Origin of the sequence: Arenibacter sp. F26102 (assembly GCF_023015865.1) — a bacterium.
In the GTDB taxonomy this organism is placed as follows: domain Bacteria; phylum Bacteroidota; class Bacteroidia; order Flavobacteriales; family Flavobacteriaceae; genus Arenibacter.
This window is the reverse complement of the sequence record NZ_JALKBC010000015.1, coordinates 77845-93277: the sequence shown is the minus strand read 5'-3', so window position 1 is coordinate 93277 and position 15433 is coordinate 77845. Positions and strand designations below refer to the sequence as shown.

The following is a 15433-nucleotide window of genomic DNA, read 5'->3' as shown; positions in this document are numbered from 1 at the left end:
ATTTTGAAAAAGTTTTAGCCAGGCAATGTCCAATACCATTAAAATAATCGAATGTCCTAGAGATGCCATGCAAGGCATAAAGACTTTTATTCCTACTGAAAAAAAAGTAAGATATATTCAATCCTTACTGAATTGCGGGTTCGACACCATAGACTTTGGGAGTTTTGTTTCGCCTCGAGCCATTCCACAAATGGTGGATACTGCCGAGGTTCTTTCTCAATTGGACCTGACCAAGACCTCAAGTAAACTACTGGCTATCGTAGCCAATGTAAGGGGGGCAATGGATGCCTCCGAATATAAATCCATTGATTATTTGGGTTATCCTTTCTCCATATCTGAAAACTTTCAAATGCGGAATACCCATAAGACTATAGCCCAATCCGTAGATACCTTGGAAGAAATTTTGAGTATTGCCGGTGACTCGGGCAAGGAAGTGGTTACCTATATATCCATGGGGTTTGGTAACCCTTATGGAGATCCATGGAGTGTTGAGGTAGTAGGGGAATGGACAACAAAATTGGCAGGAATGGGAGTGAAAATATTGTCGCTTTCGGATACAGTAGGTTCTTCAACCCCTGATGTCATAAACTATTTGTTTTCTAATCTGATTCCTAAATTTCCGGAAATAGAATTCGGTGCCCATTTACATACCACTCCGTCCAAATGGCATGAAAAGGTAGACGCCGCTTATAAAGCTGGGTGTCGCAGATTTGATGGTGCGGTACAGGGTTTTGGTGGGTGTCCTATGGCAAAGGATGAACTTACCGGAAATATGCCAACGGAAAAAATGCTGTCCTATTTTACAGCAGCCAAAGCGGAAACCAATGTTAATTGGATGGCTTTTGAAGCTGCATTTAACAAAGCAACGGACCTGTTTAGCAAGTATTGATACATCGGACTTATGAGGTAATTTGGTAATTGACTTTAGGAATTTGAATCTTTTTGAACACGATAAGGGAGGTGTTCGGAATTACTTTCACCGACCTACGGCCATGTGCGCATATTATGAAATGCATGTAACCACCTTAAATCCGGACATCAAAAGCCACGAACCACATACCCATTACGCTACAGAAATCGTTCTGGTATTCAATGGGCAAACCGAAATGGAGATGTTAATCAGGTTATTAGGACACAAGAAGGGGACTTATACTTCTTGCCAGCGTATGTTCCGCATGCCATAAGAGATATGGTTCCGAGCAATGCAAATACTTTGTATTCCAATGGAATTAGGGACGTTTAATGGTTTTAAGGCATGACCTTTTCAATTTGTTAGTTCCACATAATGTTAAAATTTAACATTTATTTAGATTTAGTTTAAATAAAGTTTGTCAGTTTGGTTTGGGCTATTATATTTGCACTCGATTTTTAATTATTTACAATCAGTCTAAATAAAAATACCATACCAATGAAACATTATTTTTACTTATTTACATTCCTTTTTTCTACTTTTTTAGTGGCACAGACAGCCACTGATAGTATTACTCTTGATCCACAAAAGCAACTGAATGCGGCCCAGAGACTATTGTCGGGGAATTACGGTTCGGCAGTGACCATTGGAGCATATGGCGAAATGCTGTACAACCAGCCAGAGGGTGACAATGGGGAATTAGATGTGCAACGTTTGGTGTTGTTGCTTGGGTATCGTTTTAATGATAAGGCCCAATTTATTACAGAATTGGAGGTCGAGCACGTAGAGGAAATATATGTTGAGCAGGCCTTTGTTAACTACAATGTTGCCAACAACGTAAACCTTAGAGGTGGATTAATGTTGGTGCCCATGGGTATTGTCAATGAATTTCATGAGCCTACTACCTTTAATGGTACGGAGAGGCCCGAAATGGACAATGTAATTGTACCTACCACTTGGAGAGAATTGGGTGTTGGGGTCAGTGGAAGGTTCAATAACCTTTCTTTGGGTTACCAAGCCTATATTTTCAATGGTTTTAAATCGACCCAATCCGACGGTGAAGGAGGGATTTCTGGATTTTTGCAGGGATCAAACGGACTACGCGGAGGAAGACAAAAAGGAATTAAGTCTACCGTGGATAGTCCTAACCTTGCTACCAAACTGGATTATTATGGAATCCCGGGATTGCGACTAGGGTTTTCAACTTATTTTGGTAAAACCCAAGCTGCAGACGATATTGAAAATTTGGATGGCGCCAACATAGGTATTTCCATGTTAGGTTTGGATGCACGTTATGCCTATCAGCGTTTTACGGCACGTGGTCAGTTTATTTATGCATCCCTTTCCGATACGGATAAGTATAATGCTCTGGCCAATAAGGATTTGGGAAGTGCCATGCAAGGTTATTATGTTGAGGGTGCTTACAACCTATTGCCCAGTAGAAATGAGCAAAAATTGTTTGCCTTTGTACGTTATGAAAATTATAACACCCACGCAGATACGGCCGGTAGTTTATTACAGAATGAAGCCTATGATAGAACTGATGTTACTACAGGTTTAAGTTATCATATAGCACCTGGAGTGGTTTTAAAAGGTGATTACCAATTTAGGGACAATGCATTGCAGGGTGATGGAGTTCAGGACAGATTAAATTTTGGAATTGGTGTTTGGTTCTAATACCGTTTCCATTTGAAAGAAGTCCCAAAATATTAGAAGTACCATAGGAAATAAACTCCAGTAAGGACCTGTTTTAGGTTTGTTATTGGAGTTTTTCCGTTTTATCTGATCTAATTGGTTGTTGCCTTTAAGCTGTTTATGCTACTTTGCTGAGAAATTATTGCTTCCAAGTTTAAATTATTATTAAAAATGATTCTAAATTAGTACTTTTGTCCAATGATGCAAGGAAAGAAAATTACGGGTTTTGTGCTTGTTTTGGCTGTAATGTTATTGGGCTTTGGGATACCTGAAAAGTTACAAAAGAAGGTAGACAAGGAAATAGAGAAGGTTTTTGGGGCCAATGATTTTACTTTGAAACCAATAAATGTTCCTGCATCCTTAAATGCCCAATTACCGGCCAAGATAACAGCACATAATTTCTTTAAATTAACAAAGGACTCCGAGGTAACTGGTTATATCTTCGTAGATAACGCCCCTAGTAAAACTGCTAAATTTGATTATTTGGTAGTATTCGATGCTAACCTAAGTGTTATACATTCCAAAATTTTAATTTACCGTGAAGAGTATGGCGGAGAAATTGGTAGCAAAAGATGGTTGCAGCAGTTTACGGGAAAAACCGGTAAGGATAGGGTAGACCATGAAACTAATATTGATGGTATTTCGGGAGCAACCATTTCGGTAAGATCTATGACCACCTCAATGGATAACCTATTGCAAACCGTAGGAATTCTTCAAGATAAAAAGTTGCTTTAATGGGTTATGATGGTCTTTTAATGGAGTTGCCCAAGGGTGTAAAATGGTTTGTAGCAACTTTTGTCCTAGTGCTGAGTATAGGCTTTTATACCGGTCTTTTGTTTGTTTCTGAAACCAGCACCTCCTCCCCAATGGGTATTGAGGAAAATTACTTGGGAAATGAGGAGGATGAAGATGCTGAGGTCATGAAGTTTAAAAAGGGAGAGCGGGAAATGCTTACCATTATCCATACCCACATACTTTCCATGTCGCTTATATTTTTTCTTTTAGGGGGGTTGGTATGGCTTACCAAACTACCGCAAAAAATAAAAATGTTTCTAACTATTGAGCCTTTTCTTTCCGTTGTTTTTACTTTTGGAGGCATTTATTTAATGTGGTCCGGGATTCTGTGGATGAAATATGTGGTTATTTTTTCAGGATTTTTAATGACGCTTACATTCAGTATAGCGGCACTATTGGTGGTTTATCAATTGTGCCAAAAATCGGTCAGAGTCAATTAACAAAATAAGTATTACCCAATTCCTTTAAATGTAGTATATTTGCACGCAATTAATCTTTAATTGCTATGCAAGCTCACCTAAACAAAATTGTTGGAGAAGGTCTTACGTACGATGACGTACTTTTGGTTCCAGCTTTTTCAGAAGTACTTCCTAGGGAAGTCAATATTCAAACAAAATTTACTAGAAACATTACTATCAATGTTCCCATTGTTTCGGCGGCCATGGATACCGTAACTGAATCCAGAATGGCCATTGCCATTGCACAGGAAGGTGGTATAGGTGTGTTGCATAAGAACATGACCATAGAACAGCAGGCGCTGAAGGTACGTAAGGTAAAACGTGCGGAAAGTGGTATGATCATTGATCCGGTTACTTTACCCTTAAATTCCAAGGTAAGGGATGCCAAGGCAAATATGAAGGAATTCAGTATTGGCGGGATACCTATTGTGGATGACAAGGGTAAGCTTATTGGAATAGTAACCAATAGAGATCTTCGGTTCGAAAAAAATAATGACCGTCCCATTTCCGAAGTAATGACCTACAAAAACCTTGTTACTGTATCCGAGGGGACTTCCTTGGAACAAGCTGAGGACATATTACAGGATAATAAAATTGAAAAATTACCGGTAGTTGACAAGGATTATAAGCTTGTAGGCTTAATTACCTTTAGGGATATTACAAAACTTACCCAGAAGCCGATGGCAAATAAGGATCAATATGGCAGATTGCGCGTTGCTGCTGCCTTAGGGGTTACGGGAGATGCTGTTGATAGGGCTGAAGCTTTGGTGAATGCTGGGGTGGATGCTGTTGTAATAGATACAGCACATGGTCATACCAAAGGTGTTGTCTCTGTTTTAAAGGAAGTAAAAAAGAGATTTCCTGAATTGGAAGTTATTGTAGGTAATATTGCTACTGCGGAAGCTGCCAAGTATTTGGTGGAGGCTGGAGCCGATGCTGTAAAAGTAGGAATAGGTCCAGGTTCAATTTGTACTACTAGGGTAGTCGCAGGGGTTGGTTTTCCTCAATTTTCGGCTGTATTGGAGGTTGCTGCGGCCATTAAGGGAAGTGGAGTGCCAGTTATAGCTGATGGTGGAATTAGGTATACGGGAGATATACCCAAGGCAATCGCTGCAGGAGCCGATACGGTAATGTTGGGTTCCTTGTTGGCAGGTACAATGGAATCTCCTGGAGAGACTATCATATATGAGGGACGTAAGTTCAAATCCTATCGGGGAATGGGTTCCGTAGAGGCTATGAAACAAGGTAGTAAGGACCGATATTTCCAAGATGTGGAGGACGATATTAAAAAATTGGTACCAGAAGGAATTGTAGGACGTGTTCCCTATAAAGGTGATCTTTATGAGAGTATCCATCAGTTTATCGGTGGTTTACGTGCAGGAATGGGGTATTGCGGGGCAAAGGACATTGAAACCTTAAAGGAAACAGGTAGATTTGTTAAGATTACGGCAAGCGGAATTAATGAGAGTCATCCCCATGATGTAACCATCACCAAGGAATCTCCGAACTATAGCAGATAATTAAAAAATTATGGTTTATTGATATTGGGGTCTGAAGTTTAATAGGATCTAGATAAATAAAAAAAGACGGCTAGCCGTCTTTTTTTATTTTATGTACATTAAGTTATGTCAACTGTTCCTACTTACTTTCGCTGTCATACGTATTCCAGTCTTTCTCTTTGTGGATGTCTTCACCAAAATATTTCGCTATTTTTAGGAAAGGTATTGGCTTTTGATAACCTGGTACGGGAGAAAGCATATTCATTTTCTCGTCCAAAAATATGGTGGTAGGATAACTCATTTTGCCTTGCATCAAAGCTGCAGCAAATTCGTGGTAACCATTTCTGCCAGAGGGAACAAATTTAAAGGTCTTACCTCTAAACTCAATAGGATCCTTGCCTTCCCCGTCCAGCTTAACCATATAATAGTTTTTGGCCATGTATTCTGCTACTTCTGGATTCTGAAAGGTATCCTTGTCCATTTTTTTACACCATCCACACCAATCGGTGTATACATCTATAAAAATTTTCTTTGGATTTTTCTCTGTTTCCGCCAGTATTGCCGCTTCACTCCAACTCAGCCATTTTACTTCCTGCGCCATACTCCCTAAGGGAAGAATGGCCAATCCAAAAAGAATAGCTAATTTAGAAAATGATTTGGCAGCTAATTTCATGCTTTACGTTTTTATGACTTAGTCAAGTAATTCTAACAAAGCTAACGAAATTCCGTAAATTTTATTTTGCTATTGCATTTTCTTTAACAGGAGCAAATAAATCTTTGGTATCAATTTGGTTTTTGATTAGATCGTCAAAAGTTTCCCTTTCTCTGATCAATATTGCTTTTCCATTATGCCATAAAACTTCCGGCGGCCTAAATCTTGAGTTGTAATTGCTGGCCATGGTAAAGCAGTAGGCACCTGCATTTTTAAAACATAATATGTCGCCTTCGGTTATTTCATTGATACGTTTGTTACTGGCAAAAGTATCAGTTTCGCATATATAGCCCACAACGGAGTAATAGCGTTCACGTCCCTCAGGATTGGAAATATTTTCAATGCTGTGGATGGCGCCATAAAACATTGGGCGAATTAGATGATTGAATCCAGAGTCGATACTTGCAAAGACTGTTGAAGTGGTTTGTTTTACCACATTAACTTTTGCCAAGAAGAAACCGGCTTCACTAACCAGAAATTTGCCTGGTTCAAAAGCCAAGGTCAACTCCCTGCCGTATTCTTTACAAAAAGTATTGAAACGCTTACTTAGTTTTTTGCCCAATTCTTCAATATTGGTTTCAATATCCCCTTCTTTATAAGGAACTTTAAATCCACTTCCGAAGTCGATAAACTCTAGGTCCGGAAAATTCTTGGCTGTTTCAAAAAGAATTTCTGAGGCATAAAGGAATACATCAATATCCAAAATGTCACTTCCGGTGTGCATATGGATCCCATTTACGTTCATATTCGTAAGGTTTACAATACGCAATAAATGAGGTATTTGATGGATACTGATTCCAAACTTGGAATCTATATGTCCTACAGATATCTTAGAATTTCCACCAGCCATTACATGTGGATTAATTCTAATACAAACAGGAATATCCGGATGCTTGCTGCCAAATTGCTCCAAGATGGATAAGTTGTCTATATTGATTCGAACTCCCAGTTTAGCTGCTTCTTCAATTTCCTCCAAGGAAACGCCATTTGGGGTGAATATAATGGAACTAGGCTCAAAACCTGCCATTAGTCCCAATTGTACTTCTTGAATGGAAACCGTATCCAAGCCGCTTCCCAAACTGTTCATTAATCTTAAAATGGTAATATTGGAAAGTGCCTTCGTGGCGTAATTTAACTGTAATTTCTTTACATCTTTAAATGCATTGGTCAATCTACGAAACTGGGAAATTATTTTTTCAGAATCGTATACATAGACAGGGTCACCATAAGTTTTCGCTATATTTAATAAATCAGAGTTTTGCATTATATAAAATTTTATGCAAATCTAGACTACTTATTGATTTTGAGCAAAAATATATAGCAATAGTTGAATAATGTAACATATTGTTATTTTTATAACAAATACCTTTTTTATCTAATTTGTTTTTTGGTAAGACCGTCGTAACTTTAAACAAAAACTTATGTTGTTGCCTATGTTTCCTTTGCCATCCGTTTTTTTTCCAGGTGAGATGGTTGCCCTTCATGTTTTTGAGGAGCGCTACAAACAATTGATCGGAGAAGTTAGGGATGTGCCCATAAACTTCGGCGTGCCGGTCTATATCGGTGGGGAGATTGCGTATGGAACCGAGATGCAGTTAATGGAGATAATAAAAACCTATGATACGGGGGAGATGGATATAATATGCGTTGGTCTTCGCTCCTTTAAGGTAATTACATTTCAACAGGTGATGGATGGAAAATTGTACCCTGCTGGGGAGGTTGAGTTTTTGCCATATTTTGATGACAGTGTGGCGTCTTTGAGAGGCAATGTACTAAGTCTCATCATTGAGCTTTATGCCCTTATGGATGTATCCTTTTTCGCTATTACGGCAGGAAATTTTGATATTTATCAATTGATACATAAAATAGGACTTTCACTTGCGCAAGAGTACAAGCTCTTAAGAATGACCTACGAAAGTGAGCGATTGTTGTATTTAAAAGCACATTTAACCAATACCATTCAAGTTCTAAAGCAAGTTAATCAATCAAAGGAGATGATTGGGATGAACGGGCATTTCAAGAATTTTGATCCCATAGACTTTAAGGATTTTAAACTTTGACCGATTTGCCGTTAGGCAAATTCCCACATTTAGGAAAGGATTTGTTCCATGTGAATTTCGGGTTATAAAACCCTGCTGATGTTGCATGCCGATAGTATCACCGAAAAATGAAATAATTTCACCTTTAATAATTGGTTTTAAAATTATTAATTCAATTTGTTATACCCTCTTTTCCTTATTGTCGGTCCTCTGAATTTTTCTGTTTTATTTAATTAGGGTAAATCCGCTGCGTTTCCTATTTTTGCAACTCAACATATAGAACCTTCAATTTATGAACCTTCACGAATATCAGGGAAAAGAGATTTTAGCGAGCTTTGGAGTACGCATTCAACGCGGTTTAGTGGCATATAATGCCAAGGAAGCAGTAGATGCTGCCAAACAATTGACTCAGGAAACCGGAACAGGATGGCATGTTATAAAGGCCCAGGTTCACGCAGGTGGACGAGGAAAAGGAGGAGGAGTTAAATTGGCCAAGAACTTGCGTGAAGTAGAAGAAATTGCAGGATCTATCATTGGTATGAATTTAGTTACTCCGCAAACCTCGGCGGAAGGAAAAAAAGTCCATAAAGTTTTGGTTGCAGAGGATGTTTATTACCCAGGGGATAGTGAAACCAGTGAATTTTATATGTCTGTTTTATTAAATAGGGCAGCTGGAAGAAATATGATCATGTATTCTACCGAAGGTGGAATGGATATAGAGGAAGTGGCTGAGAAAACACCACACCTTATTTTTACGGAAGAAATAAATCCTTCAACTGGTTTATTGCCTTTTCAAGCAAGAAAAATAGCCTTTAACTTAGGCTTATCTGGGATGGCTTTTAAGGAAATGACCAAATTTGTTACAAATTTGTACAAGGCTTATGTGGAGAGCGATGCAAGTTTATTCGAGATAAACCCAGTTCTTAAGACTTCCGATGATAAGATTATGGCTGTTGATGCCAAAGTTTCAATTGATGATAATGCTCTTTATAGAAGAAAGCAATATGCTGAAATGCGCGATTTGCTGGAGGAGAATCCAATTGAGGTAGAGGCAAGGGCCGTAGGACTTAATTATGTAGATTTGGACGGAAACGTTGGATGTATGGTAAATGGTGCCGGTTTGGCGATGGCTACTATGGATCTTATTAAAATGGCCGGTGGGGAACCTGCTAACTTCCTGGATGTTGGAGGTACTGCAGATGCCAAAAGGGTGGAAGAAGCCTTTAGGATCATATTGAAAGACCCTGCTGTTAAATGTATCCTCATAAATATTTTTGGTGGGATAGTTCGTTGCGATCGTGTAGCGCAAGGAGTTGTGGATGCCTATAAGAATATGGGAGATTCTATAAAGGTGCCTATTATTGTAAGATTACAGGGAACCAATGCTGAATTGGCCAAAGAGATTATTGATAATTCTGGTTTGGCGGTACATTCCGCAGTTCAGTTTCAAGAAGCTGCAGATAAGGTAAAGGAAGTCTTGGCATAACCAAATACATTATAAACTTTTAAAAGGCAGTACTGTTACAGTGCTGCCTTTTTTGTTTTACTCAAATTATATTCGGGATTGTAATCAAAAAGGCGTTGGTCTACTTAAAAGAGAAGCCAGGAATACATTCTGGCCAATGCTGAAGAATATGATTTCTTGGCAGTAGGCGTTAGATTTAATGTGTTATAGGCTATTTTCTTAAAAAGATCAGGATCTTTTTTTGTTTTTGTATTTCACAGGACTAATGTCGTGATCAATATTCTTCTTTTGTTGATCCTTAAATCTAGGTTTTTGATGTGTTTTGGAAATGGATTCTTTTTTTGGCTTCGGCAAAGATATTTTGGGGTCTTTAGGATTATCCCTGGTTCCTCGGTAGTGGATTACCAATCCGTTTAAAAAATTTCGCAGTATTTGATCTCCGCATTCCACATAATTAGGATGGTCTTCCTTTCTAAAAAACGCCCCCAATTCACTTTTAGTAATCTTAAAATCGACCAGTTTTAAAATTTCTACAATTTCATCATCACGTAATTTTAAGGCAACCCTCAATTTTTTTAGAACATCATTATTGGTCATAGGATAAATTTTTTGGCAAGATATTACAAAAAATAGGATGTGATACTAGTTTAGGAATACTTTCCATGGATGTAAGATAATAAATCAAAGCTAATTAACGTAACTTAGTGTTAAACTGAAATTTATGAGTACATATTTGGAGAAGTTGGGCATTCTTTCCCAAATGATTTCTTTTGCAAAAGTAGATAAGGAAATCAAGGATTCAGAGTATGATTTTTTGCTGGGGGTCGCAAAACAACTGGAGGTGGACAAGGAAACATTTGATTCCCTTTTTGATAAGAAGGTAGAAAAGGTTGTGCTCAAGTCCGAAGCGGAGAGAATTCTTCAGTTTCATAGGTTGGTGCTCCTAATGAATGTGGATCACGAGCAACGATTGGTGGAAATTGAACAGCTGCATAATATTGGTCTTAAATTTGGACTTCCACAGGCTGCTATTGAACAAGTTCTAACCGTAATGCATCATTACCCGGACAAGGTGGTTCCACCTGCAGTCTTGATCAATATTTTTAAAGCCTACTATAATTAGGCTAATAAGCGCCAAAATGTCGTGCATTTAGTTGCGAGAGGCGACATATTGGCATTAAAACAGCCTCGGTATAAGATTTGCCTTTTAGCTCATGAGAAATTAAAGTTTAACTTAAAACATAAAAGTCATGAGTATAGTAAAAAGAAATGATGTACTGTTTCCTGCATTAATGAACGAATTTTTAAGACCAGATTGGTTTGGTGGAGTAGATAACTTCAAACAAAACGTACCAGCCGCCAATGTCAAGGAAACTGAAAGTGAATTTGTATTGGAATTGGCGATACCGGGTAGAAAAAAGGAAGATTTTAATGTTGAAATCGACAACGACATCCTAACCATTTCTTCTGAAGTTAAAAGTGAAGAAAATAAGCAAGATGAGGGATATACCAGAAGGGAATTTGCTTTTTCATCCTTCAAAAGAGTTTTTAGTCTACCTGAAACAATTTCGTTGGATAAAATTATCGCGTCCTATGAAGATGGAATCCTAAAGTTTGTTATGCCTAAAAAAGAGGAGGCATTGCCAAAGCCTAAAAGATTGATTAAAATAGCATAAGTTTAAAGTAGTTGTGAATCCGTAGTGATTCATGATGGTTTGGTTAGTTGGTTGAGAAAGCGCTTCGAGAGATCGAAGCGCTTTTTCTTTTCCAACTAAATTTTAAACAATGCCTAATGGCCTTAAAATATATTATTCCTGTTCTTGTAATGATTTAATTTCATCCCTTAATTTCGCTGCCTGCATAAAATCCAGGTCTTTGGCCGCCTTTTCCATTGCTTTTCTTTTATCCCGTATCATTTTATCTTTTTGTTCAATGGTCAGGTACATTAAATCCGGTTCTGCGGCTTTCATTTCTTCTTTTTCGAAATGATAGGTAGAAACGGAATTTTTGGCCAAAACACTGTCCAAACTCTTATTCAGTGCGGTTGGAGTAATATTATTTTCAAGATTATAGGTGGTTTGTTTTTCACGTCTATAGTTCGTTTCGTCTATAGTTTTCTGCATGCTGTTGGTAATTTTATCCGCATACATTATGGCTTTGCCATTCAGATTTCTGGCTGCACGACCCACGGTTTGGGTCAAGGATCTGGCACTTCTAAGAAAGCCTTCCTTGTCGGCATCCAATATTGCCACTAAGGAGACCTCAGGTAAATCCAGACCTTCCCTTAGCAAGTTTACCCCTATGAGTACATCAAAAACACCTTTGCGCAGATCTTGCATTATTTCCACGCGCTCCAAGGTATCCACATCACTATGTATATATCGGCAACGCACATTTATTCTGGTCAGATATTTGGCCAATTCTTCTGCCATTCGTTTGGTCAATGTCGTTACCAAGGTTCTTTCATCTTTTTCCACCCTTAAATGAATTTCCTCGATAAGGTCATCTATTTGGTTAAGGCTGGGCCGTACCTCAATAATCGGATCCAATAGCCCGGTAGGCCTGATCACTTGCTCTACATAAACTCCTTGGCTCAACTGTAGTTCATAATCCGCAGGGGTTGCACTTACATATATTACTTGATTTTGGAGGGCTTCAAATTCCTCAAATTTTAAAGGCCGGTTATCCATGGCCGCAGGTAATCTAAATCCGTACTCCACTAAATTCTCCTTTCTGGAACGGTCACCGCCATACATGGCGTGTACCTGCGGAATGGTAACGTGACTTTCATCGACCACCATTAAATAGTCATTTGGGAAATAATCCAACAGGCAAAACGGACGGGTTCCCGGTTCACGACCATCCAAATACCTTGAATAGTTTTCAATGCCAGAACAATATCCCAATTCACGGATCATTTCCAGATCAAAGTTCGTTCGTTCCTCCAAACGCTTAGCTTCCAGATGTTTTCCTATATCCTTAAAATACGCCACCTGATGCACCATATCCTCCTGTATAAGGTGAATGGCATTTTGGAGCACATCGGGGGAAGTGACAAACATATTGGCCGGGTAAATATTAAGCTGTTGATACTTTTCAAGTATTTTGTTCTTATAGGGATCAAAGGCCTCTATTTCCTCGATTTCGTCCCCGAAAAAATGAATTCTAAAGGCATGGTCGGCATAGCTTGGAAAAACATCCACTACATCTCCTTTTACCCTAAAATTACCATTTCTAAAATCGGCAGTGGTCCTTGAATATAGGCTTTGTACCAATTGATGTAAAAATTTGGTCCTAGATATCACTTGGTCTTTTTGAATTCCAATAACATTTTTTTGGAATTCAACTGGATTTCCAATACCGTATAAACAGGATACCGATGCCACCACTAAAATATCCCTCCTACCTGACAAAAGGGATGAAGTAGCACTCAAGCGCAGTTTTTCAATATCCTCATTTATGGATAGATCTTTTTCAATATAAGTCCCGCTCGAAGGTATATAGGCTTCAGGTTGATAGTAATCATAGTAGGAAACAAAATATTCAACCGCATTCTCGGGAAAAAACTGTTTAAATTCAGAGTATAATTGTGCTGCTAAGGTTTTATTGTGCGCCAATACCAAGGTAGGCCGTTGAACTTCTTCAATGACATTGGCAACGGTAAATGTTTTTCCAGACCCGGTTACCCCTAAAAGTGTTTGGTAACGCTCATCGGCTTCAAGGCCCTCTTTCAATTGTTTTATGGCTTGGGGCTGATCACCTGTAGGCTTAAATTCGGAAACAACTTTAAATTTCATCTATAGAAAATTTCTTGTGATAAATGCTACAATAAACTTGTATTGCATTAAGGAACTCACAGAGGTCTATTACGATCATTCCTGTAAGGCGAATTCATGGTCAAATGGATACATATTCGCTTCAAGACCTAAAATTAATAAATCAGAGATTAATACTATGGTTCTTTGGGAACTATTTATGACCCTTACAGTTCTACTTTGAGGGATATCGGCAAGAGGTGCTGGTAAGGATATAGTACTTTTTAGTAATGAGGCCTATAAATCGCGTTTTTTGAGAAGGGCATAGGAAAGATAAATGAAAATTGCGGTCCAGCAACCTACTATTAATATCTCGGAAAAATGGACGGCATAATCTTTATTGAATTCTTCCCCTACTTGTTCAACCATACTTTGTACCGCCTTAAATCTGGAGATGGGTTCTTTGATCAAGTTGCCCATGGATTCCAGGGGCAAGTATTTCATAACGGTTACAGAGGCTTCCTTACCGGCCAACCACCAAACCAAAAATCGAATTCCTAAATTTTCAATGGCAAACCATATAATTAAAAAACCTAAGGCAAAGGCAGACCGTTTAACCAATATTCCTAGGAATAGGCAGAAGGCAAAGAAACCTACCAACTTAATAAAATAGGCCAATAAGTACCCTAATTCCGAAAATATTATCGATAGCTCAGTGAAATCAGAATAGAAGAGGCCTAAAACTAGGGAAACAAGAAAAACAAAAATGGTGGAAATAAGGGAAAAGGCAAAAACGGTAAGAAATTTAGATGCAATAAATTCCTTTTTGCTAAGGCCATCTATTAAATTTTGTTTTAAGGTCTTGTTACTGTATTCGTTGGCCATCATGGAGACAATTATGATTGCAAAAAATAGTTTTAATCCACTTGCTATCCATGTGTTCAAATGCCAGATGTATGGAAAATTGAAAATGCCTTGTTCGGCTACATTGAATTGAATGGGCCCTATATCAAACTTAATGGCGGCAATTAATGCCATGCAAAGGATAAGGACGAAGTAGGAAATGATCAGCACCCTACTCGCGTTATTGTTCCATAATTTTATAAATTCTATCTGTAATAAACGTAACATAGTTTTATTTGGTTAAAGGCATTGATAGTTATTTGTTATGCTTTGTCAAACTTAGGAATTGTTCCTCTAGGCTCGCTTTGCGTTTTACCAAATGTGAGAGCACTATGCCGTTTTTAAATAGATCCCTATTTAAACTGCCAGCGTCCATTTCTTCCTTCAAAATTGCTGTAATCACCCCATTTTCTTGCTTTATGGAGCCAAAACTGGCATGATTGCCAAGAAAGGTCATCAATGCAGGTTCATCTGTTGCCCTTAATTCAAAGAAGCCATAGCTAGTCAACATTTCATCTACGGGGCCGGAATAGAGTTTTTCACCTTTTCGTAGGATGACTACATGACTGCAGACCTTTTCAACCTCGTCCAGCAAGTGCGAGGCTAAAAGAATAGTAGTGCCCTGTGCTGCAATTTTTTTTATGATTTCCCTTATCTGATGTATTCCTTGGGGATCTAAACCATTGGTAGGTTCGTCCAGGATCAATATTTCAGGATCATTGAGAAGTGCCGAGGCTATGGCCAATCTCTGTTTCATTCCAAGGGAATAGGTGCGGAATTTACTGTTTTTGCGTTCCAGAAGACCTACCATTTCCAATTTTTCCTCAATTTTATCCTCTGGTACTTCCTTGATCTTGCAGACCAATTTAAGATTTTGAATCGCCGTCATATAGGGGTAGAAGTTGGGGCGTTCAATAATGGCACCTACTTTTTTTAAGGCCGCATGAGTGGAAATGGTTCCTCCAAACCAAGAAAAATCACCTGCGGTCTTGTTAACCACATTCAACACTATGCCCAAGGTGGTCGATTTTCCGCTGCCATTAGGTCCTAAAATGCCATAAACATTGCCTTTTTCAATATTAAAGGAAAGATCCTTTACTGCAGTTAGATATCCAAACTTTTTGGTGAGGTGGTTTACGGTAAGTATAGTTTCCAAAATAGGATAGTTTTTTTGATTGTTTGTACTTAGTTGACGAAGAAAT

Annotated in this window: 16 protein-coding genes; 10 read left to right on the top strand and 6 right to left on the bottom strand. The window is 38.4% G+C overall.

Features of this window, described 5'->3' with window-relative positions; translation table 11 throughout:
- Nucleotides 1-25: 25 nt before the first annotated feature.
- The 6 genes from MWU78_RS18215 (at nt 26) to guaB (ending at nt 5378) form a co-directional block, all read left to right on the top strand.
- Nucleotides 26-889: a hydroxymethylglutaryl-CoA lyase gene (locus tag MWU78_RS18215; protein WP_247000416.1), complete on the top strand. Its 864-nt coding sequence runs from the start codon at nt 26-28 to the stop codon at nt 887-889.
- A gap of 43 nt (nt 890-932) precedes the next feature.
- Complete coding sequence (locus MWU78_RS18210; RefSeq protein WP_247000413.1) at nt 933-1184, top strand: hypothetical protein; 252 nt, start codon at nt 933-935, stop codon at nt 1182-1184.
- Nucleotides 1185-1408: 224 nt separating this feature from the next.
- On the top strand, nt 1409-2587 hold the full coding sequence (locus tag MWU78_RS18205; RefSeq protein WP_247000411.1) for a hypothetical protein: 1179 nt from the start codon (nt 1409-1411) through the stop codon (nt 2585-2587).
- Between the two features lie 216 nt (nt 2588-2803).
- The gene (locus MWU78_RS18200; protein ID WP_247000409.1) at nt 2804-3340 is read left to right on the top strand and encodes an FMN-binding protein; all 537 of its coding nucleotides are present in this window, start codon (nt 2804-2806) and stop codon (nt 3338-3340) included.
- Entirely contained in the window at nt 3340-3840 is a 501-nt protein-coding gene (locus MWU78_RS18195; RefSeq protein WP_247000407.1) for a hypothetical protein, read from the top strand. Before MWU78_RS18200 ends, MWU78_RS18195 begins: the two co-directional genes overlap by 1 nt.
- A 65-nt stretch (nt 3841-3905) precedes the next feature.
- Entirely contained in the window at nt 3906-5378 is a 1473-nt protein-coding gene (gene guaB, locus MWU78_RS18190) for an IMP dehydrogenase (RefSeq protein WP_247000405.1), read from the top strand.
- Nucleotides 5379-5496: 118 nt separating this feature from the next.
- Here the strand turns inward: guaB and MWU78_RS18185 are convergent, their stop codons facing one another.
- The gene (locus MWU78_RS18185; RefSeq protein WP_247000402.1) at nt 5497-6030 is read right to left on the bottom strand and encodes a DUF255 domain-containing protein; all 534 of its coding nucleotides are present in this window, start codon (nt 6028-6030) and stop codon (nt 5497-5499) included.
- A gap of 61 nt (nt 6031-6091) precedes the next feature.
- Nucleotides 6092-7333 (bottom strand): diaminopimelate decarboxylase, encoded by a 1242-nt coding sequence (lysA, locus tag MWU78_RS18180; protein ID WP_247000400.1) that lies wholly within the window; start codon nt 7331-7333, stop codon nt 6092-6094.
- Between the two features lie 157 nt (nt 7334-7490).
- On the opposite strand from lysA, the gene MWU78_RS18175 reads away from it, so the two are divergent.
- Entirely contained in the window at nt 7491-8129 is a 639-nt protein-coding gene (locus MWU78_RS18175; protein WP_247000391.1) for an LON peptidase substrate-binding domain-containing protein, read from the top strand.
- Nucleotides 8130-8400: 271 nt separating this feature from the next.
- On the top strand, nt 8401-9594 hold the full coding sequence (sucC, locus tag MWU78_RS18170; RefSeq protein WP_247000389.1) for an ADP-forming succinate--CoA ligase subunit beta: 1194 nt from the start codon (nt 8401-8403) through the stop codon (nt 9592-9594).
- A 207-nt stretch (nt 9595-9801) separates the two neighbouring features.
- On the opposite strand, the gene MWU78_RS18165 is transcribed toward sucC, so the two are convergent.
- Nucleotides 9802-10170: a DUF1456 family protein gene (locus tag MWU78_RS18165; protein ID WP_247000387.1), complete on the bottom strand. Its 369-nt coding sequence runs from the start codon at nt 10168-10170 to the stop codon at nt 9802-9804.
- A gap of 124 nt (nt 10171-10294) precedes the next feature.
- Here MWU78_RS18165 and MWU78_RS18160 point away from each other — a divergent pair, with 124 nt between their 5' ends.
- Nucleotides 10295-10696, top strand: a complete 402-nt coding sequence (locus MWU78_RS18160; RefSeq protein ID WP_247000385.1) for a TerB family tellurite resistance protein — start codon at nt 10295-10297, stop codon at nt 10694-10696.
- A 127-nt stretch (nt 10697-10823) separates the two neighbouring features.
- Complete coding sequence (locus tag MWU78_RS18155) at nt 10824-11249, top strand: Hsp20/alpha crystallin family protein (protein WP_247000384.1); 426 nt, start codon at nt 10824-10826, stop codon at nt 11247-11249.
- 132 nt (nt 11250-11381) lie between these two features.
- Here MWU78_RS18155 and uvrB read toward each other — a convergent pair whose 3' ends face one another.
- From uvrB to MWU78_RS18140, 3 genes are all read right to left on the bottom strand, one after another.
- Complete coding sequence (uvrB, locus tag MWU78_RS18150; protein ID WP_247000382.1) at nt 11382-13370, bottom strand: excinuclease ABC subunit UvrB; 1989 nt, start codon at nt 13368-13370, stop codon at nt 11382-11384.
- 255 nt (nt 13371-13625) lie between these two features.
- Nucleotides 13626-14459 carry an ABC transporter permease subunit gene (locus MWU78_RS18145; protein ID WP_247000380.1) on the bottom strand — a complete coding sequence of 278 codons (834 nt, stop codon included), beginning with the start codon at nt 14457-14459 and terminating at the stop codon, nt 13626-13628.
- A 28-nt stretch (nt 14460-14487) separates the two neighbouring features.
- Nucleotides 14488-15387: an ABC transporter ATP-binding protein gene (locus MWU78_RS18140; protein WP_247000378.1), complete on the bottom strand. Its 900-nt coding sequence runs from the start codon at nt 15385-15387 to the stop codon at nt 14488-14490.
- Nucleotides 15388-15433: the final 46 nt, after the last annotated feature.